The organism is Streptomyces sp. NPDC031426 (assembly GCF_055581585.1).
In genome coordinates this window covers 392,336-414,186 of the sequence record NZ_JBVIJE010000008.1, presented here as the reverse complement: position 1 = coordinate 414,186, position 21,851 = coordinate 392,336, and the positions used below count along the sequence as shown (strand labels likewise).

General features: G+C 72.2%; 22 protein-coding genes and 1 pseudogene. 8 read left to right on the top strand and 15 right to left on the bottom strand.

Translation table 11 applies throughout. The annotated features are described in order from the left end of the window. Nucleotides 1-32: 32 nt before the first annotated feature. From ACZ5NH_RS19795 to ACZ5NH_RS19780, 4 genes are all read left to right on the top strand, one after another. The gene (locus tag ACZ5NH_RS19795; protein ID WP_468776893.1) at nucleotides 33-617 is read left to right on the top strand and encodes an Rv1733c family protein; all 585 of its coding nucleotides are present in this window, start codon (nucleotides 33-35) and stop codon (nucleotides 615-617) included. A gap of 107 nt (nucleotides 618-724) precedes the next feature. Next, nucleotides 725-1,693 carry an acetylxylan esterase gene (locus ACZ5NH_RS19790; protein ID WP_468776891.1) on the top strand — a complete coding sequence of 323 codons (969 nt, stop codon included), beginning with the start codon at nucleotides 725-727 and terminating at the stop codon, nucleotides 1,691-1,693. A 116-nt stretch (nucleotides 1,694-1,809) separates the two neighbouring features. After that, nucleotides 1,810-2,976 carry a serine hydrolase domain-containing protein gene (locus ACZ5NH_RS19785; protein ID WP_468776889.1) on the top strand — a complete coding sequence of 389 codons (1,167 nt, stop codon included), beginning with the start codon at nucleotides 1,810-1,812 and terminating at the stop codon, nucleotides 2,974-2,976. Between the two features lie 130 nt (nucleotides 2,977-3,106). Continuing rightward, complete coding sequence (locus ACZ5NH_RS19780) at nucleotides 3,107-3,850, top strand: GntR family transcriptional regulator (RefSeq protein ID WP_451554465.1); 744 nt, start codon at nucleotides 3,107-3,109, stop codon at nucleotides 3,848-3,850. On the opposite strand, the gene ACZ5NH_RS19775 is transcribed toward ACZ5NH_RS19780, so the two are convergent. After that, on the bottom strand, nucleotides 3,820-4,572 hold the full coding sequence (locus ACZ5NH_RS19775) for a class I SAM-dependent methyltransferase (RefSeq protein WP_468776887.1): 753 nt from the start codon (nucleotides 4,570-4,572) through the stop codon (nucleotides 3,820-3,822). The genes ACZ5NH_RS19780 and ACZ5NH_RS19775 overlap by 31 nt on opposite strands. Nucleotides 4,573-4,576: 4 nt before the next feature. Next, nucleotides 4,577-5,140 (bottom strand): PadR family transcriptional regulator, encoded by a 564-nt coding sequence (locus ACZ5NH_RS19770; protein ID WP_388628528.1) that lies wholly within the window; start codon nucleotides 5,138-5,140, stop codon nucleotides 4,577-4,579. A 79-nt stretch (nucleotides 5,141-5,219) separates the two neighbouring features. Here ACZ5NH_RS19770 and ACZ5NH_RS19765 point away from each other — a divergent pair, with 79 nt between their 5' ends. Beyond that, nucleotides 5,220-5,618, top strand: coding sequence for a nuclear transport factor 2 family protein (locus ACZ5NH_RS19765; protein WP_388628531.1), 399 nt, complete (start codon nucleotides 5,220-5,222; stop codon nucleotides 5,616-5,618). Between the two features lie 138 nt (nucleotides 5,619-5,756). On the opposite strand, the gene ACZ5NH_RS19760 is transcribed toward ACZ5NH_RS19765, so the two are convergent. Further along, entirely contained in the window at nucleotides 5,757-7,022 is a 1,266-nt protein-coding gene (locus tag ACZ5NH_RS19760) for a cytochrome P450 family protein (protein ID WP_468776885.1), read from the bottom strand. A 363-nt stretch (nucleotides 7,023-7,385) separates the two neighbouring features. On the opposite strand from ACZ5NH_RS19760, the gene rho reads away from it, so the two are divergent. Both rho and ACZ5NH_RS19750 read left to right on the top strand, forming a co-directional pair. After that, nucleotides 7,386-8,534, top strand: coding sequence for a transcription termination factor Rho (gene rho / locus ACZ5NH_RS19755; protein WP_468776883.1), 1,149 nt, complete (start codon nucleotides 7,386-7,388; stop codon nucleotides 8,532-8,534). Between the two features lie 100 nt (nucleotides 8,535-8,634). Beyond that, a pseudogene (locus tag ACZ5NH_RS19750) lies at nucleotides 8,635-9,468 on the top strand (D-alanyl-D-alanine carboxypeptidase family protein); the annotation flags it as partial. Nucleotides 9,469-9,527: 59 nt separating this feature from the next. Here ACZ5NH_RS19750 and ACZ5NH_RS19745 read toward each other — a convergent pair. Further along, entirely contained in the window at nucleotides 9,528-10,928 is a 1,401-nt protein-coding gene (locus ACZ5NH_RS19745; protein ID WP_468776881.1) for a glycosyltransferase family 87 protein, read from the bottom strand. After that, nucleotides 10,925-12,328: a polyprenol phosphomannose-dependent alpha 1,6 mannosyltransferase MptB gene (gene mptB, locus ACZ5NH_RS19740; RefSeq protein WP_468776879.1), complete on the bottom strand. Its 1,404-nt coding sequence runs from the start codon at nucleotides 12,326-12,328 to the stop codon at nucleotides 10,925-10,927. The genes ACZ5NH_RS19745 and mptB overlap by 4 nt, the downstream gene beginning before the upstream one ends. 287 nt (nucleotides 12,329-12,615) lie before the next feature. Here mptB and ACZ5NH_RS19735 point away from each other — a divergent pair, with 287 nt between their 5' ends. Further along, nucleotides 12,616-12,747, top strand: coding sequence for a hypothetical protein (locus ACZ5NH_RS19735; RefSeq protein ID WP_468776877.1), 132 nt, complete (start codon nucleotides 12,616-12,618; stop codon nucleotides 12,745-12,747). 14 nt (nucleotides 12,748-12,761) lie between these two features. On the opposite strand, the gene ACZ5NH_RS19730 is transcribed toward ACZ5NH_RS19735, so the two are convergent. The 10 genes from ACZ5NH_RS19730 to ACZ5NH_RS19685 form a co-directional block, all read right to left on the bottom strand. Next, the gene (locus tag ACZ5NH_RS19730) at nucleotides 12,762-13,700 is read right to left on the bottom strand and encodes a glutaminase (protein ID WP_388628545.1); all 939 of its coding nucleotides are present in this window, start codon (nucleotides 13,698-13,700) and stop codon (nucleotides 12,762-12,764) included. A gap of 64 nt (nucleotides 13,701-13,764) precedes the next feature. Next, nucleotides 13,765-15,177: an aspartate ammonia-lyase gene (aspA, locus tag ACZ5NH_RS19725; RefSeq protein ID WP_468776875.1), complete on the bottom strand. Its 1,413-nt coding sequence runs from the start codon at nucleotides 15,175-15,177 to the stop codon at nucleotides 13,765-13,767. A gap of 143 nt (nucleotides 15,178-15,320) precedes the next feature. Next, nucleotides 15,321-16,337 carry an asparaginase gene (locus ACZ5NH_RS19720; protein WP_388628550.1) on the bottom strand — a complete coding sequence of 339 codons (1,017 nt, stop codon included), beginning with the start codon at nucleotides 16,335-16,337 and terminating at the stop codon, nucleotides 15,321-15,323. Nucleotides 16,338-16,377: 40 nt separating this feature from the next. Then, nucleotides 16,378-17,817, bottom strand: coding sequence for an amino acid permease (locus ACZ5NH_RS19715; protein WP_468776872.1), 1,440 nt, complete (start codon nucleotides 17,815-17,817; stop codon nucleotides 16,378-16,380). Beyond that, nucleotides 17,814-18,494, bottom strand: coding sequence for a FadR/GntR family transcriptional regulator (locus tag ACZ5NH_RS19710; protein ID WP_388629238.1), 681 nt, complete (start codon nucleotides 18,492-18,494; stop codon nucleotides 17,814-17,816). The genes ACZ5NH_RS19715 and ACZ5NH_RS19710 overlap by 4 nt, the downstream gene beginning before the upstream one ends. A 172-nt stretch (nucleotides 18,495-18,666) precedes the next feature. Next, nucleotides 18,667-19,503: an undecaprenyl-diphosphate phosphatase gene (locus tag ACZ5NH_RS19705; RefSeq protein ID WP_388628556.1), complete on the bottom strand. Its 837-nt coding sequence runs from the start codon at nucleotides 19,501-19,503 to the stop codon at nucleotides 18,667-18,669. A 75-nt stretch (nucleotides 19,504-19,578) separates the two neighbouring features. Next, nucleotides 19,579-19,953: a fluoride efflux transporter CrcB gene (gene crcB / locus ACZ5NH_RS19700; protein WP_468776870.1), complete on the bottom strand. Its 375-nt coding sequence runs from the start codon at nucleotides 19,951-19,953 to the stop codon at nucleotides 19,579-19,581. Next, nucleotides 19,950-20,330: a DUF190 domain-containing protein gene (locus ACZ5NH_RS19695; protein ID WP_468776869.1), complete on the bottom strand. Its 381-nt coding sequence runs from the start codon at nucleotides 20,328-20,330 to the stop codon at nucleotides 19,950-19,952. The genes crcB (ACZ5NH_RS19700) and ACZ5NH_RS19695 overlap by 4 nt, the downstream gene beginning before the upstream one ends. Continuing rightward, the gene (gene crcB, locus ACZ5NH_RS19690) at nucleotides 20,327-20,788 is read right to left on the bottom strand and encodes a fluoride efflux transporter CrcB (RefSeq protein WP_388628565.1); all 462 of its coding nucleotides are present in this window, start codon (nucleotides 20,786-20,788) and stop codon (nucleotides 20,327-20,329) included. The genes ACZ5NH_RS19695 and crcB (ACZ5NH_RS19690) overlap by 4 nt, the downstream gene beginning before the upstream one ends. Nucleotides 20,789-20,855: 67 nt before the next feature. Continuing rightward, nucleotides 20,856-21,824: an SMP-30/gluconolactonase/LRE family protein gene (locus ACZ5NH_RS19685; protein WP_468776865.1), complete on the bottom strand. Its 969-nt coding sequence runs from the start codon at nucleotides 21,822-21,824 to the stop codon at nucleotides 20,856-20,858. Nucleotides 21,825-21,851: the final 27 nt, after the last annotated feature.

Here is a 21,851-nt window from a genome sequence, read left to right as displayed (position 1 = left end):
CTCTGCGGCTCCGACGGTGCGAGGAGGTGGACATGCGTACCGGGGTGTGTGGCTGGCGCTGGCAGCACAATCCGCTGCGGCGCCGCTCGGATGTCGTGGAGGCATGGACGCTGCTGATCGTGGCCGTCCTGCTGTTCGTGGTCACACCGCTGGTCGGCGTGGCCGCGGGTCTGCGCGCGCATGACACGGCCCGCAGCGTCGCGGCCGCGCAGCGGGCCGAGCGCCACCAGGTCCGTGCACGGGTGTTCGGCGACCCGCCCGAGCGGCTGTCCGCCGAGCAGGGCGACCGCGCGTACCCGTACCGCGCCCACGTCCGCTGGACCGAGCCCGGCAAGGGCACCCGTACGGCGTGGGCCCGGGTGCCGGCGGGCACCCGTACCGGTGACGCGGTCTCGGTGTGGTTCGACGCCCGGGGCCGCAGTGTCGCACCGCCGCCGGACGACGCGGCGGTCTGGCAGCACGCGGTGACCATCGGGCTGGTCGCGGCGGGTGGTTCGGCGGCCGCCGTGCTCCTCGTGCACGCCGTCGAGCGCCGGATCGCGCTGCGCCACCGGCTGGCGGAGTGGGAACGGGAATGGGCACGGACGGGACCGAGGTGGACCCAGCCCCGGGCGTGAGGGGCAGGTGCCCGTCCGCCGACGGGGGAGCAAACGCTTGCTGGCCCCTCCTGCGGCACCCACGTACGGTGAACTGACGCAGTCTCCCTTCGCGAAGGTGGTTGTAGATGGCCCTGTTCGACCTGCCCCTCGACGAACTCCGCGAGCACCGCAGCGAGTCCGCCGAGCCCGAGGACTTCGACGCCTTCTGGGACAAGACCCTGGAGGAGGCACGCGAGCACGAGCTGGACGCCCGCTTCGAGCCGGTGGACACCGGGCTGTCGACGGTCCAGGTGTACGACGTGACGTTCGCCGGGTTCGGCGGTCACCCGGTCAAGGGCTGGCTCCGGCTGCCGGCCGGCGCGACCGAACCGCTGCCGCTGGTCGTGGAGTTCGTCGGCTACGGCGGCGGGCGCGGACTGCCGCACGAGAACCTGCTGTGGGCCTCGACGGGCCGGGCGCACTTCGTGATGGACACCCGCGGCCAGGGCAGCGCCTGGGGCGCCGGGGGCGGCACGGCGGACCCGGTCGGCACCGGCCCGGCGTACCCCGGGTACATGACGCGGGGCATCGACGCGCCGGAGAACTACTACTACCGGCGTGTGTTCACGGACGCCGTACGCGCCGTCGAGGCGGCCCGTTCGCACCCGCTGACCGACCCGGCCCGTACCGTGGCGCTCGGCGCCAGCCAGGGCGGCGGCATCACCCTGGCCGTCGGCGGCCTGGTCCCCGACCTGGTCGCGGTGGCGCCGGACGTGCCGTTCCTGTGCGACTTCCCGCGCGCGACCACGCTGACGGACCGGCATCCCTACCGTGAGATCGGCCTGTTCCTCAAGACGCACCGGGGCCGCTCGGCGGAGGTGCTGCGCACGCTCTCCTACTTCGACGGGGTGCACTTCGCGGCCCGCGGCCGGGCCCCGGCGATGTTCTCGGCGGCGCTGGAGGACCAGACCTGCCCGCCATCGACCGTGTTCGCCGCGTTCAACGCCTGGGCGCACGAGGACAAGGCGATCGAGGTCTACGACTTCAACGACCACGAGGGCGGCGGCCCCTTCCACGAGGCGGAGCAGCTGCGCTGGCTGCGGTCGTACGCCTGAGGCGGCGGACGGACGCGAGCATCTGCCGGACACTTCCCTCCAGTCCGACCAGTCGGTACGTTCGGGACCCCGGTCGCAGCGTCGCGGCCCGGGTTTCCGGCGACGACGGAGGTCCCATGTCCGCGCACGAGACACAGGTCCACGGCCACTGCGACGCGCCATTCGCGGCGGTGCGGGAGGCGTTCGAGGACAACTTCCGGGAGCGGGGCGAACTGGGCGCCGCGGTGGCGGTGACCGTCGACGGCACCACGGTGGTGGACCTCTGGGGCGGCTGGGCGGACACGGCCGGTACCCGCCCGTGGGAACGGGACACGCTGGTCAACGTGTGGTCCACCACCAAGGGCCCGGTAGCCCTGTGCGCACACCTGCTCGCCGACCGGGGGCTGCTCGACCTCGACGCGCCCGTGGCCGCGTACTGGCCGGAATTCGCAGCGGCGGGGAAGGAGAAGGTGCTCGTCCGGCATCTGCTGTCGCACCGCGCCGGGCTGTCCGGCCTGCGCGAGCCGCACTCCCTGGCGGACCTGTACGACTGGGAGCTGACGACCGCCCGGCTGGCGGCGACCGAGCCGTGGTGGGAGCCGGGCACCCGCTCCGGCTATCACGCGCTCACGTACGGCTTTCTGGTCGGCGAGGTCGTCCGGCGGATCTCGGGGCTGCGGCCGGGGGCCTTCCTGGCGCGCGAGCTGACCGGGCCGCTCGGCATCGACTTCACGGTCGGGCTGCCGGCGAAGGAGGCGGGCCGGGCGGCCGAGCTGGTGCCTCCACCGGCCGCCTCCCGCAGTGAACAGGCGGCTGTCTTCAGCCAGTTGACGCCCGCCGCGCTGGCGGCGCTGGCCAATCCGGTGGTCGGCGCGGCGGAGGCGAACACGCCCGAGTGGCGGGCGGCGGAGATCCCCGCGGCGAACGGGCACGGCACCGCACGCGCCGTCGCTGCACTGTACGGCGTCTTCGCCGGGCGCGGCTCGCACGGCGGGCGGCGCGTCCTGTCGCCGGAGGCGGCGGAGCGGGTGCGCGAGGGCCAGGGAAGCTGCCGCGATCTGGTGCTGGGCGCGGGCTTCGAGGGCGAGACCGAGGTCGGGCTCGGTCTGTGGTTGAGCGGGCCGAACGGGTCGTACGGCCCGAATCCACGGGCTTTCGGTCATGACGGGTTCGGCGGCTCGTGCGGGCTCGCCGATCCGGAGGCGGGCGTGTCCCTGGGGTACGTGATGAACCGGATGGGGCCGCGCATCGCCGACGACCCACGGAAGATGGCGCTGATCGACGCCCTGTACAGCGCACTGTGACGACGTGATCGCGCGGGCGGGTTTCGGCCGAACCGGCAGACCGCTCTTCCCTCGTGGTTTAGACCAATGCTATTTGTGGTCGCGCAACGAGCCCGCACGACTACGTCTTGTCACCACAGGAGGGCGCGGCATGGCCCGCACCACCCCGCACGAACCCGCGCAGTGCGACGACCGGCCCCTGTACGGGCGGATCGCGGCGCTGCTCCTCGACGAACTGCGCGCCGGCACCATTCCGCCGGGCGAACGACTGCCGGGCGAACGGCACTTGGCCGCGTATTTCCAGGTCAGCCGGGAGACCGTCCGGCAGGCGCTGGAGGTGCTGCGGCGCAGCGGTGCCGTCGCCACCGACCGGCGGGGCAGCCATGCCACGCTGCCCGCCCGGCCGGTCGCGGCGCCGGGGACTCCGGCCTTCCCGCTGGGCGCCCACTCGGCGGACCCGTCCGCGGTCGACCGGGCCACGGTGACCTGGGAGGCGCCGCCGGAGGAGCACGCGCGGGAGCTGGGCCTGGCGCCGCAGCGGCCGACGCTGGTGCACCGCTACCGGTCGGCCACGCCGGACGGCCGGGCGCTGCGGACGGCGGTGACGTCGTTCTCGGCGGTGGCGCTGACCGAGGTCGCGGAGCTGGCCCGCTACCGGGGCCGGGCCGACGGCACCACCCCCGCGCAGCTGCGCCGGGCCTACGACTGGATGCGCAAGGCCGGCCTGTCGCTGCACCACCGCGATTCCATCACCCAGGTCGACGGCGCCGCGTCGGTGCGGGTGACCCGGCGGGTGCACGACCAGTACGCCCGGCCGCTGGAGATCACGGATCTGGTGGTGGACGCCGAACGGGACGCGCTGGTCTACGAGTTCACGCTGCCCGCGGCCGGCTGAGCCCGCCGGGCCACCACCAGCCGGGCCCGGGGGCTGCCGTCGCCGCGCCGCCCGAACTCGGGCAGGGCGTGCAGCTCGACGGTGAACCCGGCACGCCCCAACTCCGTGAGCACGCCACTGAGCCGGAAGGCCCGGTAGTACATGACGAACGGCGGCCGCCACAGCGCGTTGCGCACCCGCATCACCGCGTCGAAGGCGAGCAGCACCCAGTAGCCGGCCTGCGTCGGGCGGGGCGGGGCGAGCACCGGGAAGGCGAACCGGCCGCCCGGCCGCAGGACGGAGTGGACCTGGGTGAACAGCCCCGGCAGTTCACGCGGCAGGAAGTGACCAAAGGCCCCGAAGGAGACCACGAGGTCGAAGGCCGCCGCGAACGGCAGGGCCCGGGCGTCGCCGCGCACCCAGGCGACCTCGGCCCCGCCGGCGGGCCGCCCCCGGCGCCGGGCGACATCGAGCATGCCCGCGCTGAAGTCGACTCCGGTGATGCTCCGCCGGCACAGCCCGGTGAGGACCTCCGCACCCGCGCCCGTGCCGCAGCACAGGTCGAGCCCGTCCTCGAACGGGCCGAGCGAGGTGAGCGCCTTCGCCACGGACTCCAGGACGTCGTCGGGTGTCCGGAAGGGCGTGTGGTCGAACTTCGGGGCGAGCAGGTCGTAGCCGTGCTCGACGGACGACAGTGCCTGCACGGCGAGTTCACGCAGGCTGGGGCCTTGGGGACCGAACATCTCCTCAGCCTAGGGCCACGCGCTCGGCCAGGACCGCGAGAACCCGCTCGCACCAGCGCAGGTTCTCCTCCTCGAAGCCGATCCCGGCCATGAGGGTGAGGTAGGGGCCGACGCGGTCGGCGCCGCGGAGGTACTCGTCCTCGGTCCGGCCGTCGAGGAGGCGGCGCTGCACCCGCCGGTAGCGGTCGAGCTTTCCCCGTGCCCAGCCCATGCGCTCCTCGATCAGGGCGCGGGTGACCTCGGGGTCGGCGCCGTCCATCGCCTGGATCTTGATGAGGAGTTCGTCGCGGATGGCGGTGGGCCGCTTGGGGGGCTCGGCGGCGAAGGCGTCCAGCTCCGCCCGGCCGGACTCGGTGAGCGTGAACATCCGCTTGTTCGGCCGCCGCTCCTGCTGCACCGTCCGGGCCTGGACGAGCCCGTCCTGCGCGAGGCGCTCCAGCTCCCGGTAGAGCTGCTGCGGGGTGGCGGGCCAGAAGTTCGCGAGCGAGACGTCGAACGACTTCGACAGCTCGTAGCCCGAGGCCTCGCCCTCCAGCAGGGCGGCCAGGACGGCGTACTTGAGCGACATATGGACAGGCTAGCAGTCGTTGATTAATCTCATCCGCACCTATTCAATTAATTGACTAGTCACTCTGCGAGGTGACCCGATGCACGCGTTCCGCGCCGCGGTCGAGGCCGGCGACATCGATGCCGTCGAGGCGTTGCTGGCCGAGGACGTCGTCTTCACCAGCCCCGTCGTCTTCAAGCCGTATCCGGGCAAGGCGATCACCGCGGCGATCCTGCGCGCGGTGTCCCAGGTCTTCGAGGACTTCCGGTACGTCCGGGAGATCGGCGACCCGGCCTCCTCCGACCATGCGCTGGTCTTCACCGCCCGGGTGGGCGACCGCGAGCTGACCGGCTGCGACTTCCTCCATGTGAACGAGGACGGCCTGATCGACGAGCTCATGGTCATGGTCCGTCCGCTGTCCGGGGCGCATGCCCTCGCCGAGGCCATGGGCGCGCGGTTCGACGAGATCGCGAAGGAGGCGGAGGCACGGTCGGTGTGAGCACCCACGAACGCGTCAGCCCTTGAGCTGTCCCGACGGCGAGCGTGGCGAAGCGGGAACCGCTGCTGTCGTAACCGCCGTTTCCATGACCTGACGGCCCCACGGAAAGGGCGGGGGTTCGTATGGCCGGTGTGCGGCTCAGACTCCGGGAGATGCGCCGGGTGTGAGCCGGACCGGCAGGGTGCGCACGCTGTTGCCGACGAAACCGGCGTGCGGGACCAGGTCGCCTTCGGCCGCGGCGAGTTCGAGGTGAGGGAAGCGGGTGAAGAGCCGCTCCAGCGCGATGCCGGCCTCCAGTCGGGCGAGCGGCGCGCCCAGGCAGTAGTGCGCGCCGTGCCCGAGCGAGAGATGGCGTACGGCGCCGGGCCGGGCGGGACGGGTGACGTCGAAGCGGTCGGCGTCGGGGCCGTGCGCGGCGGGGTCGCGGCCGGCGGCGGAGTAGCCGGCGAGCACGGGGGTGCCGGCGGGTATGAGCGTGTCGTCGACGGTCAGGTCGCGCACCGGGTAGCGGAACGGGAAGTAGCTGACCGGCGCGTCCCAGCGCAGGGTCTCCTCGACCACGTCGGCCCAGCTCGCCCGGCCCGCGCGCACGAGGTCGAGTTGGTCGCGGTGGGCGCACAGGGCGCGTACGGCGTTGGTGATCAGGTTGAGCGTGGTCTCGTGCCCGGCGACGATCATCAGCAGGAGCGTGCCGATCAGCTCCTGGTCGCCGAGCCGGTCGCCGCCCTCGTCGCGGGCGGCGATGAGCGCGCTGGTGAGGTCGTCGGCGGGCGCCGCGGCCTTCGTCGCCGCGATCTCACCCAGGACGGCGACGAGTTCGCGGTTCGCGGCGATGGCCTCGGCCGGCTCGATGCCGGTGGCCACGACCTGGCTGCTGAGGTGGTGCAGCCGGTCGCGGAATGCGGCCTCCACACCGAGGAGTTCGCAGATGACCGCCAGGGGAAGGGGCAGGGCGAAGTGCCGCCGCAGGTCGGCGACGCCGTCCGCGGCCTGCGCGGCCCGCGCCAGGTCGTCCAGCAGGGAGGCGGTCAACTGCTCGATCCTCGGCCGTAGTTGCTCCACCCGGCGGGGCGTGAAGGCGTGCCCGACCAGGGACCGCAGCCGCCGGTGGTCCTCCCCGTCGGCGGTGGTCATGCCCTGCACGGTGGCGAACGTGAGCAGCGGCCAGCCCGCGGGGATCCGGCCCTCTCGCAGATCCGTGAAGTGACATGCGTTCTTGGCGACTTCCGGATGCTGGAGGAACTCCCTCAGTGCATCGTGCCCGAGTACGGCCATCCCCTCGATCCCGCCGGGCAGTTCCACCGGGGCCACGGCACCGCCGGCCAGCAGCCGTGCGTTGACGGTGTGCGGGCAGCCGCCTGCGGGGTCGAGTCGGTGCGGGGGCCGGGCGGCAGAGGTCTCCACGGGTTCTTCTCCTGACGGTCGGGCGGAATAGCAGGGCGGCTCGGCGGAGGAGCCGGTTGGCTCGGGACGGGAATAGGCGCGGACGGCATCATGTTGACCGAACCGAGCGCACGGGTATAGTGCGATCAGCGCATGTGCGTGTCGCGTCGTACGGACACCGGTGCCGCTGTTCTCTCCACCAGCCCCTCGGCCGAGGCTTCCGACCGGCCCGGGCTTCTTCTCTGCACCACCTCGTGACCAGGGCGATTCCGCCACACCCGAGGTGCCGTTCCCGCCGCCCGGAGGCAGCTCTCAAGCCCTCCCGCTCGCGGCCACTCTCCCCCTCCCAGCTCTCTTCTCCCGTCCGTGAAAGGACCTCCCGCCATGACCACCACACTCGAACACCCTCCCGTGGTCCAGCAGGCCCCGGCCGCCCGGCTCGTCACCGGTGTCCTCGACATCGACGCGCAGGGGAAGGGGCACCTGCGGGCACCGCACCTGCTGGCCTCCCCCGCCGATCCCCAGATCCCGCCGGGCCTGATCCGGCGCCATGGGCTGCGCAGGGGCGACCTCGTCGAAGGCGTCCGGGGCGACCGGCGCGCGCTGACCGAGGTCACCCGCGTCGACGGACACGACCCCGCGGACCTGCGCGGCCGGCGTCACTTCCGCGACCTCACCCCGCTCCACCCGCACGAGCGCATCCGCCTCGAACACCCCGCGTCCGGACTGGCCGGGCGCGTCACCGATCTCTTCGCGCCGGTCGGCAAGGGCCAGCGCGGACTCGTCGTGGCCCCGCCGAAGAGCGGCAAGACGGTGCTGCTCCAGCAGCTCGCTGCCGCCGTGGCCGGCAACCACCCCGAGTGCCGGCTGATCGTCCTGCTGCTGGACGAGCGCCCCGAGGAGGTCACCGAGATGCGCCGCTCGGTGCGCGGCGAGGTGTACGCCTCCACCTTCGACCGGACGCCCAAGGAGCACATCGCCCTCGCCGAGCTCGTCGTCGAGCGGGCCAAGCGCCTGGTGGAGGCCGGCGAGGACGTCGTGATCCTGCTGGACTCCCTGACCCGGCTGTGCCGGGCGCACAACAACGCCTCCGCCGCCGGTGGCCGCACCCTGAGCGGCGGTGTCGACGCGGGCGCGCTGCTCGGGCCCAAGCGGTTCTTCGGTGCCGCCCGCCAGGCCGAGGAGGGCGGCTCGCTGACCATCCTCGCCACCGTCCTGGTGGACACCGGCTCCCGCGCCGACGGCTACTACTTCGAGGAGCTGAAGAGCACGGGCAACATGGAGCTGCGCCTGGACCGGGAAGCCGCCGCCCGGCGTCTCTTCCCCGCCGTGGACCTCGACGCCACCGGCACCCGCCGCGAGGAACTCCTCCTCACTCCGGCCGAATTGACGGCCGTCCACGGTCTGCGCCGCGTCCTGCGCTCCCGCGAGGGCGCTCCGTCCGGTCTGGAGACCCTCCTGGAGCGGCTGCGCTCCACGCCCGACAACGCCGCGTTCCTGCGACAGATCCGGCCCACCCTGCCCACCGGCTGAGCCCTGCGCCGAAGGCAGGGATGCCGCGTCCGGGTTGCTCGCGTGGGCCGAACGGCCCTTCCAGCGCGAGAGACGGCGAACCCGTTCGTACGTTGATCATATGATCACCGGACTTTCTCATCGGGTGGCCTCGTCGGCCTGTGCCCTCTGCGTGGCGGGCGTGCTGGCACTCACCCCGGCCACCGCCTTCGCCGGGCCCCGTACCGGGGAACCCGCTCCGCCCGCGCCCCGGGCGGCGATGCCCGGCCCCAACCAGCTCTACCGCTCCGGCGTCCTGGTCCGGCCGCACCAGGACGCGCCCGAGCTGCCGGACGTGTCGGCGCTGTCCTGGGTGGTGGCCGACGCCGGCAGCGGGGCGGTGCTGGCCGCGAGCGACGCGCACCGCAAGCTGCCGCCCGCGAGCACCCTGAAGACCCTGTTCGCCCTCACGGTGCTGCCCGCCCTGCCCGCCGACATGCGGCACACCGTGCGCAACACGGAGCTGGCCGACATCGGCGCGGGCAGCAGCATGGTCGGCGTCAAGGAGGGACTCACCTACCGGGTGTCCGACCTCTGGCGCGGGGTCTTCCTCCACTCCGGCAACGACGCCGTGCACGTGCTCGCCTCGCTGAACGGCGGCTGGGAGGCCACGGCCGCCGAGATGCAGACCAAGGCACGCTCGCTCGGCGCCATGGACACCCATGTCGTCTCCCCCGACGGCTACGACGCCGACGGCCAGGTGTCCTCCGCCTACGACCTCGCGGTCTTCGGCCGGGAGGGCCTGCGCAATCCCGACTTCGCCCGGTACTGCTCCACCGCCGAGGCGGACTTCCCCGGTGACGGCGCGACGTACGGCATCAGGAACACCAACCGGCTGCTGACCGGCCAGAGCGGCGTGAAGAAGTATCCCGGCCTCATCGGCATCAAGAACGGCTACACCACCAAGGCGGGCAACACCCTGGTGGCCGCCGCCCGCCATGGCAGCCGCACGCTGGTGGTGACCGTGATGAACCCTCAGGAGGGCGGCGGACTGGCGGTGTACCAGGAGGCGCGCGAGCTGCTCGACTGGGGCTTCGCGGCAGCCGGCCGGGTGGACCCGGTCGGCTCGCTGGACGGGCTGCGCGTCACCTCGCGGCCGGTGTCGAAGGCCAAACCGGTGGCCGCTGCCGCGTCGCACGCAGCGGACTCGGGCTGGCCCGGCCCCGCCGTCGTCGCGGGGCTCGCGGGTCTCGTCGCCGGCGCCGCGGTGGTGGCGCTGCGGGCCGTCGCGGTGGCGACGGTGCGGGCCAGGAGCAAGCGCACCCCGCGCGACTGACCCGTCGGCAGGCCGAGGAGCAGCCCCAGCGTGATCCAGGCGTAGGTGTTGCTGCCGAGGAAGCCGCCGATGCCGGAGGCGTCGTCGAACCACAGCCACACCACGCTCGTGCACAGCACCGCGTACAGGGCGCCCGCGATCCGCGGGTGCCCTGTACGCAGCAGCACGGCGAACGACGGCAGCAGCCACACCAGGTGGTGCACCCAGGTGATGGGGCTGACCAGGCAGGCCGCCGCCCCGGTGAGTGCGAAGGCGGCCGTCCAGTCACCGGCCCGCACCGCCTGACGGGTCCGCCACGCCCAGACGCACAGGGTCAGCAGGACCGCCGTCGCCCACAGCGGGCGGCCCGGCTCGCCGAGGCGGGCCAGCACTCCTTGGAGCGACTGGTTCGACACATAGTCGAGCCGGCCCACCCGGCTGGTGTCCCACAGCGCCTCGGTCCAGTAGTAGCGGGACGCCCGCGGATCGGCCCAGGCGGCCAGCGCGGTCGCCGCGAGGGCGACCGCCGTCGCGGCTCCGGCCGCCCGGCGCCGCCCGGCGAGCAGCAGCAGACCGATGAACAGGGCGGGCGTGAGCTTCACTGCGGCGGCGAGGCCGATCCCGGCGCCGGCCCAGCGCTCCCGGCCGGTCGCCAGGAGCCGACAGTCCCCCAGGACGAGGGCGAGCAGCACCAGATTGACCTGGCCGAAGCTGAAGGTGTCCCGCAGCGGCTCGAACAGCGCGAGCAGGCAAAGGCACAGCGACCAGCGGTACCACCCGTGCCGCCGCCAGTCCGGGCCGGCCAGGATGCGCAGGATCACCGCCAGCGCGGCCAGGTTGACCAGCAGGGACGCCACGATCGCCGAGTCACGGTCCAGCAGCGCCAGCGGCAGCATGGCGACCGCGGCGAACGGCGGATAGGTGAAGCCGTACGTGGTGCCCGGCACCTGGTAGTCGTAGATCCGCCCGCCGTGGTGCGCCCAGGTGTGCACAGTGCCGTAGTAGACGCGCAGGTCGAAGAAGTCGCGCAGCAGCGGCACGGTCGCCGTGAAGACGGTGACCGCGGCGCCGAGGACGAGGACCAGCGCCAGACGGCCCCTCGTCGTACGCGGCCCCCTCACGCCATGCGTCCCGGGGCCGGGGCCTGGGCCGCCTGGTGGGCCTGCCACAGGACGACCACGCCGAGCACCCCGCCGGAGACGGCGAGCACGAGTTGCCCGGGGTCGGCCGGGCCGCCGCTGGGCAGTACGGCGAGGGCGAGGACGCCGGCCAGGGCCGCGACCCGGTGCCGTACCGAGGTGCTGGGCGCCGCGGCGGCGATGAGGAACAGGCCCCACAGCATGTACCAGGGGCGGATCGCCGGGCCGAACACGGCGACCGCCAGCAGGCTGAGCCCGAGGGCGTACACCGGTCTGACGCGCAGCCGTAGCCATATCAGCGCCACGGCGACGGCGGTGGCGGCGAGGCCGAGCAGATGCCAGGCCGGTACGGCCAGCGGGGCCAGGCTGCTGCCGAGGTGCTCCAGCAGGGCACCGGTGGCGCGGCCGAGCAGGCTGGTCAGGGCCCAGTTGTGCGGGGAGACGGGGGTGGCCAGGGCGCCGATCCAGCCATAGCCGGTGCCGGCGACGGCCGTGGCGGCGACCGTCGTCACGGCGGAGGCGGCCGCCGCGGTCAGGACGGCCGGCAGCGGGCGGCGGCCGGAGCGGACCTGGAGGGCCACGACCGCCGGCAGGCCGAGCGCGGCCGGCGCCTTGACCAGGGCGGCCAGGGTGACGAGGACGGCCCCGAGGACTCCGCCGGCCGGCCGTTCCCCGCGCGCGGCGACCAGGCCGAGCCCCAGCAGACCGAGCATCAGGGCGTCGTTGTGGGCGCCCGCCACCAGGTGCAGCAGGACCAGCGGGTTGAGGGCGCCGAGCCAGAGGGCGGCGGCCGGGTCGGCGCCGCTGTGCCGGGCGAGGCGGGGCAGCGCCACCGCCATCAGGGCCACGCCGAGCAGGGCGACCAGGCGCATGCCGAGCAGGCCGGCCGGCAACTGTCCGCGGGTCAGCCCGGACAGCGCGGAGGCCAGGGCCATGAAGGCGGGGCCGTAGGGGGCGCCGGTGTGCTGCCACATCGGGGCCACCTCGTCGGCGAGCGGGCCGCCGAGCTGGGCCGGGCCCTGGGTGTAGACGTCCATGTGGTGGTCGACCATGGCGCCCTGCGCGAGGTAGCTGTAGACGTCCCGGCTGAACAACGGCGGTGCCAGCAGCAGCGGTGCCGTCCATACGGCGAGCACCAGCAGCAGGGCGCGCGGGGTGGGCGGCTGGGGCCCGCGCACCAGACGGCCGAGGAGCACCCAGGCCGCTATCAGCAGGACGACACCGAAGTACACCCCGACCAGGCCGAGTGCCGCCTGCACCGAGGCGGGGGCCAGCAGATCCTGCACGGGCAGGGCACCGGCCGTCTCACCGCCGAGCGCGAGAAAGGCGGTACCGGCCAGCCCGAGCACCTGGCAGCTGCGGAGATCGACGGGGAATGCCATGGCCAACACTGGCTCAGCGTGTCAACGCCGGGTGGCCGGAAGGCGACGCTCCTCTCACCTGCGGGCGGCCCGCACGTGACCGGCGTGTGAGAAACGATGACTTCCGGGCGTACGGGAGGCCACTTCTGCGTACCATCGGCCTGTCCTTCGGCGCCCTCCTGCCCACCCTCGCCTGAACACACGGCTCGCTCGTCGCGCCCTGACGGGGCGCGGGGAACTGCGCGGCCAGCCACGACGGTGCGGCAGGCGACGGATGGAGGATCGCGGCACCTCCAGCGGAGCACTTCGTGCGGATCGAGCATGCGGCCGAGATCCGCGAACCGATCCCCGACGCCCGGCCGGCGATGCCGCCCGGCACCACCCGTCTGGCGCTCATGCGCCGCACGGCCCTGCCGCTGCTGCACGAGTTCCTGGACTGAAGCGTGCGGGCCGGTCAGAACACCGAGAGCCCGGTCAGCGTGGTGAACCGGTCGAGGGCCGCCACTCCGGCCACCGAGTTGCCGCGCTCGTCCAGGCCCGGGCTCCACACGCACAGCGTGCACCGGCCCGGTACGACGGCGATGATCCCGCCGCCGACGCCGCTCTTGCCGGGCAGGCCCACACGGTAGGCGAAGTCCCCGGCCGCGTCGTACGTCCCGCAGGTCAGCATCACGGCGTTGACCTGCTTGGCCTGGCTGCGGGTGAGCAGCCGGCCGCCGTCGGCGCGGATGCCGTGCCGGGCGAGGAAGCCGGTGGCGAGGGCGAGGTCGGCGCAGGAGGCGGTGATCGAGCACTGCCGGAAGTACTGGTCGAGCAGGGTCGGCACGTCGTTGTCGATGTTGCCGTAGGACGCCATGAAATGCGCGAGGGCGGCGTTGCGGTCGCCGTGGGTGGTCTCGGAGGCGGCGACCTCCTTGTCGAAGTCCAGGGTGGCGTTGCCGCTCTCGGTGCGCAGAAAGGTGAGCAGCTCGCCGGCCGCGTCACCGGTACGGGTCTGGAGGCGGTCGGTGACGACGAGGGCGCCCGCGTTGATGAAAGGATTCCGCGGGATGCCGTTCTCGTACTCCAGCTGGACCAGGGAGTTGAAGGGGTTGCCGGAGGGCTCACGGCCCACGTGCTCCCAGAGTTCGTCGCCCTCGCGGGCCAGGTCCAGGGCCAGGGTGAAGACCTTGGTGATGGACTGCGTGGAGAACGGCTCGCGCCAGTCCCCCACCCCGTACACCGTGCCGTCCAGCTCGGCGACGGCCATGCCGAAACGGCGGGGATCGCAGGCTGCGAGGGCCGGGATGTAGTCGGCGGCCCGGCCGCGGCCGGGTGTGCGCTCGATCTCCTCGGCGATGCGCTCCAGGACCGGCAGGAAGGTGAGGGACGACGTCGTTGTCATGATCACCATTGTGCCTCCGGACCGGCCCTGGAGCCCATTCGCGTACGGGTTGATATCTGCCCGTAACCGCAGGTCAGGCGGCAGGTGCCCCGCTGCCCGCGACGACCTCGGGGCGCAGCAGCTCGGCGAGCCGCTCGGCCGGCAGGAGGCCCTTCTCCAGGACGAGTTCGGCCACGCCCCGGCCGCTGACGAGCGCCTCCTTGGCGATCTCGGTGGCGGCCGTGTACCCGATGTGCGGGTTGAGGGCGGTGACCAGGCCGATGGAGTTCTCCACGGTGGCGCGCAGCCGGCCGGTGTTGGCGGTGATGCCGGACACGCAGCGCTCGGCCAGGGTGAGGCAGGCGCTCTGCAGGTGCGTGATGGACTCCGACAGGGAGTGCAGGATGATCGGCTCGAAGGCGTTGAGCTGGAGCTGTCCGGCCTCGGCGGCCATGGTGATGGCGACGTCGTTGCCGATCACCTCGAAGGCGACCTGGTTGACCACCTCGGGGATCACCGGATTGACCTTGCCCGGCATGATGGACGAACCGGCCTGCACCGGCGGCAGGTTGATCTCACCGAGGCCCGCGCGCGGACCGGAGGACAGCAGCCGCAGGTCGTTGCAGGTCTTGGAGAGCTTGACCGCGATCCGCTTCAGCACGCCGGACATCTGCACGAAGGCACCGCAGTCCTGGGTGGCCTCGACCAGGTTGGCGGCGGTGACCAGCGGCAGCCCGGTGATGTCGGCCAGGTGCCGGCGGGCGGCCTCGGCGTAGCCGGCCGGGGCGTTGAGGCCCGTACCGATCGCCGTGGCACCGAGGTTGATCTCATGGATCAACTCGACGGCCTCGGCGAGACGGCTGCGGTCCTCCTCGATCATGACGGCGAATGCGGAGAACTCCTGACCGAGCGTCATCGGCACGGCGTCCTGCAACTGTGTACGGCCCATCTTGAGCACGTCACGGAACTCGACGGCCTTGCGGGCGAAGGCGTTCTGCAGTACGGCCATCGCCTTGAGCAGTCCACGGACCGCGAACACCGTCGCTGTCCTGACGGCGGTCGGGTAGACGTCATTGGTGGACTGACCGAGGTTGACGTCCTCGTTGGGGTGCAGATACCTGTACTCGCCCTTGACGTGACCGAGCAGCTCCAGCGCCCGGTTGGCCACGACCTCGTTGGCGTTCATGTTGGTGGACGTGCCGGCGCCGCCCTGGATGACGTCGACGACGAACTGGTCGTGCAGCTTGCCCGTCCGGATCTCCTGGCAGGCGGCCACGATCGCGCGCGCCTTCTCCGGCGCCAGCAGGCCGAGTTCCTCGTTGGCGAGGGCGGCGGCCTCCTTGACGGCGGCCAGGGCGTCGATCAGATGCGGGTAGGCGGAGATCGGGGTGCCGGTGATGGGGAAGTTCTCCGTCGCGCGCAGGGTGTGCACACCCCAGTAGACGTCGGCGGGTACGTCACGGTCGCCGAGCAGATCGTGCTCACTGCGCGTGGTGGCGGCGGTCATGAGGGTACGGTCCTCTTTCTGAGGTACGGAAGTGAAGGCGCCCCGAAAGGGGCGCGGGGCGGTGTTCGATATGCGGCTCGGCCGCGCGGGCGCGATCAACCACAACGGACCCGCGGCTGCAGGACGGCCGATCCAGCCGAGGGCTACGCGCAGGCAGTGAACGGAACCGGATCCAGCGCACGCACAGCCCGCACGCAGCCCACCGGCTCCCCGCCCCCGAGCAACGGCTCTCCGGCGAACTCGGTCAGCAACTCGGGATCCACGCCCGCGCGAGCGAGCGCCGCCGCCGCGACCGGGATCCGCGCCCGATTCGCCCCGTCGGCGATCTTCACGGCGATGGCACGGCCATCCGGCAGGGCAGCGACCTGAACGCCCTCGAACCCGTCCTTGGCGAGCAACCCCGGCACGGCCCGCATGAGCGCGGCGACATCGCGCCCCGAGCCGGAGGCCATCTCGGCGTGCGTGCGCATCGCGTCGGCCACGCGGGCCTCGGGTGTGCCGGGGGCGGCCGAGGTGATCCGGGACAGGGCGCGGGCGAGGCCGTGCAGGGAGATGGCGAACAGCGGCGCACCGCAGCCGTCCACGGTGACCCGGGCGACCCGCTGGCCGGTCAGGTCCTCGACGATCTCCTGGATCGCCTGCTGGAGCGGGTGCTCCGGGTCGAGGTAGTCACCCAGGGACCAGCCGTTGAGCTTGGCGGTCCACAGCATGGCCGCGTGCTTGCCGGAGCAGTTCTGGGCGAGCCGGGAGGGCATGCGGCCCTCGCGCACCCAGGAGTCCCGGACGACCGGGTCGAACGGCATGTCGGGGACGTTGCGCAGGTCGTCCTCGGTGAGCCCGGCGAGTTCGAGGATGCGCCGGGTGCCGGCCAGGTGGCGGTCCTCGCCGGAGTGGCTGGCGGCGGCCAGCGACAGCAGTTCGCCGTCCAGCGGCAGCCCGGCCCGCAGCATGGCCACGGCCTGGAGGGGCTTGACGGCCGAGCGCGGGTAGAAGGCGGCCTCGATGTCGCCGAGTTGGAACTCCACCCGGCCGTCGGCGCCGAGGACGACGACGGAGCCGTGGTGGATGCCCTCGACGACTCCACCGCGGATGAGGTGGGCGACCGGGGCGTGGAGTGGTTCGCGGACGAGGGGTGCGTCTGCGGGGGAACTGCTGTACATCACTGCCTGCATCGATGGGTTGGGACGCCCGGGTCGCGGGTCACGCGTCGGCGCCGGTGGATGTGCGGGATATCCGGCCGCGGATGCCGTACCAGCCCGCGACCAGGGTTGCGACGATCAGCGGCAGACAGAGCACGGTGGTGCGTCCGGCGCCGCCGTCGGCGTACATGAGGACCAGGACGGAGGCGAGGAACGCCAGCGTCACGACCTCGGTCCAGGGAGAGCCCGGCAGCCGGTACGACGGCCGGGTCAGCTCGCCCTTCCGGGTCTTCTGCCAGAAGAGCAGGTGACAGAGCATGATCATGCCCCAGGTCGCGAGGATGCCGATCGCCGCGAAGTTGAGGACGATCTCGAACGCGTCGGCGGGGACGACGTAGTTGAGGCCCACGCCGAGGACACAGATTCCGCTGGTGAGCAGGATGCCGCCGTACGGGACCTGGCTGCGGCTCATCCGCGCGGTGAACTTCGGGGCCGAGCCGCTCATGGCCATGGAGCGCAGGATGCGACCGGTGGAGTAGAGGCCGGAGTTCAGCGAGGACATGGCGGCGGTGAGCACGACCAGGTTCATCACGTCGCCGGCCGCCGGGATGCCGATGTGCGACAGGACCGTCACGAAGGGGCTCTGGCCGGCGCTGTACGCGTTCCAGGGCATCAGCATGGACAGCAGGACGACGGAGCCGACGTAGAACAGGCCCACCCGCCACATGATCGAGTTGATCGCCTTCGGCATGATCTTCTCGGGGCTCTCGGTCTCACCGGCGGCCACGCCGACCAGCTCGACGGAGGCGTAGGCGAAGACGACACCCTGGATGATCAGCAGCATCGGCAGCAGGCCATTGGGGAAGATGCCACCGTTGTCGGTGATCAGGGACGGGCCGGGGTGGTGGCCGGCCACCGGATGCTGGGTGACCAGCAGGAAGATGCCGATCGCCATGAAGACCACGAGCGCGCCGACCTTGACGATCGCGAACCAGAACTCCAGTTCGCCGAAGATCTTCACCGAGATCAGGTTCACGGTCAGGACGACCGCCAGGGCTATCAGCGCGATCACCCACTGCGGGATGTCGGAGAACATGCCCCAGTAGTGGGTGTAGGTGGCGACCGCGGTGATGTCGGCGATGCCGGTGGTCGCCCAGTTGAGGAAGTACATCCAGCCCGCGGTGTAGGCGCCCTTCTCGCCCAGGAACTCCCGGGCGTACGACACGAAGGCGCCGGAGGACGGGCGGTACAGGACGAGTTCGCCGAGGGCGCGTACGACCAGGAAGGCGAAGACGCCGCAGACGGCGTAGGCGATGAACAGGGAGGGCCCGGCGTCGGCGAGCCGGCCGCCCGCGCCAAGGAAGAGGCCGGTGCCGATGGCTCCGCCGATGGCGATCATGTTGACGTGCCGGTGCTTCAGGCCTTTGCTGTAGCCGGCGTCTCCGGCGTCGACATGGCCGGACGAGGGGCGCGTCTCGTCTTTGAGGTGCTGCTCGCTCACGCCTCGGGTCCGCCTTCCGTGGGTAGATCGTCCGTCCGCTGGGGACGGACGATGTCGGTGAGGGTCGTCTCGACGCGGTCCAGGTGGTGACTCATGGCCTGGACGGCGTCGTGTTCGGAACCGTCGATCAGCGCTTCGACGATGGCCCGGTGCTCGCGGTTGGACTGCTCGCGGCGGCCGCCCAGCTCGTTGAGGAAGGCCGACTGACGCGCCAGTGCGTCGCGGATCTCCTCGATGACCCGGCGGAAGACCGGGTTCTGGGCGGCCTCGGCGATCGCGAGGTGGAAGAGGGTGTCCATCGCGACCCAGGCCGTGGTGTCCGTCTCCCGCTCCATGCGGTCGAGCAGATGGGCCAGGTGGTCCAGGTTCTCCGGGGTGCGGCGCACGGCCGCGTAGCCCGCGACCGGGATCTCGATGTGCCGGCGCACCTCCAGCAGGTCGCTGGCCGCGTAGTCGCCGAAGGTGGGGTCCTCGACGGCGTTCGCGACGACGAAGGTGCCCTTGCCGGTCCGGGAGACCGTGAGGCCCATCGTCTGCAGCGCGCGCAGCGCCTCGCGCAGCACGGGCCGGGACACCTCGAGGGTGCGGCACAGCTCGGCCTCGGAGGGGAGCTTGTCGCCGATGGCGTACTCGCCGCGTTCGATGGCGCCGCGGAGGTGGGCGAGGACCGCTTCCATGGCGCTCACACGCCGGGGACCCAGACCACCTGTCTGGCTGTCTGACAGGTTCACGGGAGCGATCCTGCGGGTTGCGTGCCCGCACTGTCAAGGCATCGCGTAAGGAAACATTCACGGGGTGCGGCGCCTGAATGCAGGCATCCGCACCCCGTGGGTGATCAGGAGGGTTCGGTCAGGCGTTGAGCACACCCGTGGCGAGCAGGCCGAGCAGCCCCACGCCGATGACGATCCGATAGATCACGAAGGCGTTGAAGGAGTGCTTGGCGACGAACTTCAGCAGCCAGGCGATGGAGGCGTAGGCGACCACGAAGGAGACGATGGTGCCGACGGCGAGCGGCGCCGCGCCCACGCCCGCGCCGAGGGCGTCCTTGAGCTCGTAGATGCCGGCGCCGGTCAGGGCCGGGATGCCGAGGAAGAAGGACAGCCGGGTGGCGGCGACACGGTCCAGGTCCAGGATGAGCGCGGTGGACATGGTGGCACCGGAGCGGGAGAAGCCGGGGAAGAGCAGGGCGAGGATCTGCGAGCAGCCGACCCACATCGCGTCCTTGAACGAGGTGTCGTCCTCACCGCGCTTGTGCCGGCCCATCTGGTCCGCGCACCACATCACGACGGAACCGAGGATCAGGGAGCCCGCGACGACCCAGAGGGAGCCCAGCGGCCCGTCGATCAGCGGCTTGGCGGCCAGGCCCACCAGCACGATCGGGATGGTGGCGTAGATGACCCACCAGGCGAACTTGTAGTCGTGGTGGTAGCGCTCCTCGCGGTTGGTCAGACCGCGGAACCAGGCCGAGACGATCCGCTTGATGTCCTTGAAGAAGTACACGAGCACGGCGGCGATGGCGCCGACCTGGATGACGGCGGAGAACCCGACGACGGACTTGTCGTCGACGGGGATGTTCATGAGCCCCTCGGTGATCTTGAGGTGACCGGTGGAGGACACCGGGAGGAACTCGGTCACCCCCTCGACTACTCCGAGGACGACGGCCTGACCGACGGAGATGGCGCTCATGGGATCCAGTTCTGAGGAGAGTTGGTCGACATTGTTGTAGACAGTACTTGTTGCGTCCGGCGCTCCGGCAAGCACCTAGGACCACAGGGTGGCGGCGATCGAGACTCCGGCGAAGGCGGCGGCGAGCCCCGCCACCACGCTCCCCACGACGTTGGCGGCAGCGTAGAGGCCCGAGCCCGCCTCGGACAGCCGCAGTGTCTCGTAGGAGAAGGTCGAGTACGTAGTCAGCGCTCCGCAGAACCCGGTGCCCAGGAGCAGCTGCAGATGGGGCCCGGCCGCCCCGGCGGTGAAGGCGCCCGTGAGCAGCCCGAGGATCAGCGAGCCGGTGACGTTCACCATGAAGGTGCCCCAGGGGAAGACGGAGTCGTGCCGGGCCTGCACGGCACGGTCGGCGAGATAGCGCAGCGGTGCGCCGACCACGGCCCCCGCAATGACGAGCAGCCAGTTCACAACGACTTCTTACCCTTCGGCTTCGTGCCCTCGGGGCCGCCGGTGCGCCCCACGTACCGGACGACCTCGCACTCCTCCAGGGTCACGAGCCCCTCCTCGACGAGTTCGTCGAGCTGCGGCAGGAACGCCCGTACCCGCTCCTCGGTGTCCACGACGACGACCGCCACGGGCAGGTCCTCGCTCAGGGAGAGCAGGCGGGAGGTGTGGATGAGAGAGGAGGCGCCGAAGCCCTCGATGCCCCGGAAGACGCTCGCCCCGGCGAGGCCGGCCACGTGTGCGCGGTGCACGATCTCGGAGTAGAGGGGCTTGTGGTGCCAGGTGTCGTCCTCGCCGATGTAGACGGTCAGCCTGAGGGCGCGGCCGGTGAGTGACGTCATCGCTTCCTCCTGATCAGCACACGGCGCGCGGCGACGGAGGCGAGCCACACCGCGGCGAGGGCCGCGCACAGCGTCGCGGCGAGGTAGGCGAGCCCGAGGCCCGGGCGGCCCGCGTCCACCAGCTTGCGGATGTCGACGGCGTAGGTGGAGAAGGTGGTGAAGCCGCCGAGCACGCCGGTGCCGAAGAAGGGGCGTACGAGGCGGTGGGCGGCCCACACGTCGGTGATGAGCACCATGAAGACGCCGATCACCGCGCAGCCGATGACGTTGGTGAGGAAGGTCGCCCAGGGGAAGCCGCCGGGCGGCGTGGGCCAGGCGAGGGCGAGGCCGTAGCGGGCGCACGCGCCGAGGGCGCCGCCGAGGGCGACCATCGCGACGACGGGTATCTGGGCACGCCACTCCGGCCGCCGCCGTGGGGTGGGGCGGACGCGGAGGCTCTGCGCTTCCGGGGCTGTCATGCTGGTGCGTCTCCTGTTCGGCCCGCCCCGTCGGGTGATCACGGCCGGGCACCAGCGTACCGCCGTGTCAGCGGGCCGCGGTCCGTGCGCAGACCGCGACACCGGACTCCCACAGGCTGCCGAGGACGAGGTGGTCCCCGCTCGCGCAGACGCTGGTGACCATGCGGAAGCCGGAGCGGCGGCGGGTGAGGTGCCGGACCGTCCGCCCGCTGTCGTCGAGGGCCATCACCCCGATCGTCCCGCTCGGGCGGTACGGCGCGTGTACGGCGGCCCGGGCTGCAGCGCCGCGCACCGCGGGCGGCGTGCGGTGCAGAAGGTCCAGCGGCGGAACCCGGGGACCGGCGAGCGCGACCCAGAGCGGGCCGTCGGGGCCCTCGCGCCAGAGGTTGTCCGGCATGCCGGGCAGCGTGGCGAAGAGGTCGGCGTGGCCGGCGCGCGGACCGGTGAGGTGGTAGCGGGTGAGGCGGCAGGCGCCGGTCTCGGCGATCACCAGGAAGCCGCCGTCGGCACTCGCCGCCAGTCCGTTGGCGAACTGCAGCCCGTCCAGCAGGACTTCGGGCTCACCGCCTTCCGGAGGCAGGCGCAGCAGCCGTCCGGTGCCGGTGTGCTCGACGATGTCGCCGATCCACTGGTCCAGTGGGTAGCGGCGGCTGGAGACGGTGAAGTACACGGTGCCGTCGGGCAGGGCGACGACGTTGCTGCAGAAGCGGAGCCGCTCCCCCGCCGCCGAGTCGGCGAGTACGCGGACGGTGCCGACGGAGCCTTCGCCGGGATCGACGCGCAGCAGTCCGCGTTCCGCGTCGCACACCAGCAGGGCGCCGTCCGGAAGGGGTTCGAGTCCGAGTGGACGGCCGCCGGTCTCGGCCAGCACCTCCACGCGGGCCGTGCGCCGGTTGCCGGGGTGGTGGACGCGCAGGATCCGGCCGTCCTCCACTCCGGTCAGCACGCTCCCGTGCGCGTCGACGACGACGTCCTCGGGGCCGCGGGCGCCCAGGGGGACGTGGTGGAGCGGGACGAGTGCCGTGGGTCGGTCCATGCGCGTGCCCTTCGCGGTCGGGTCGGC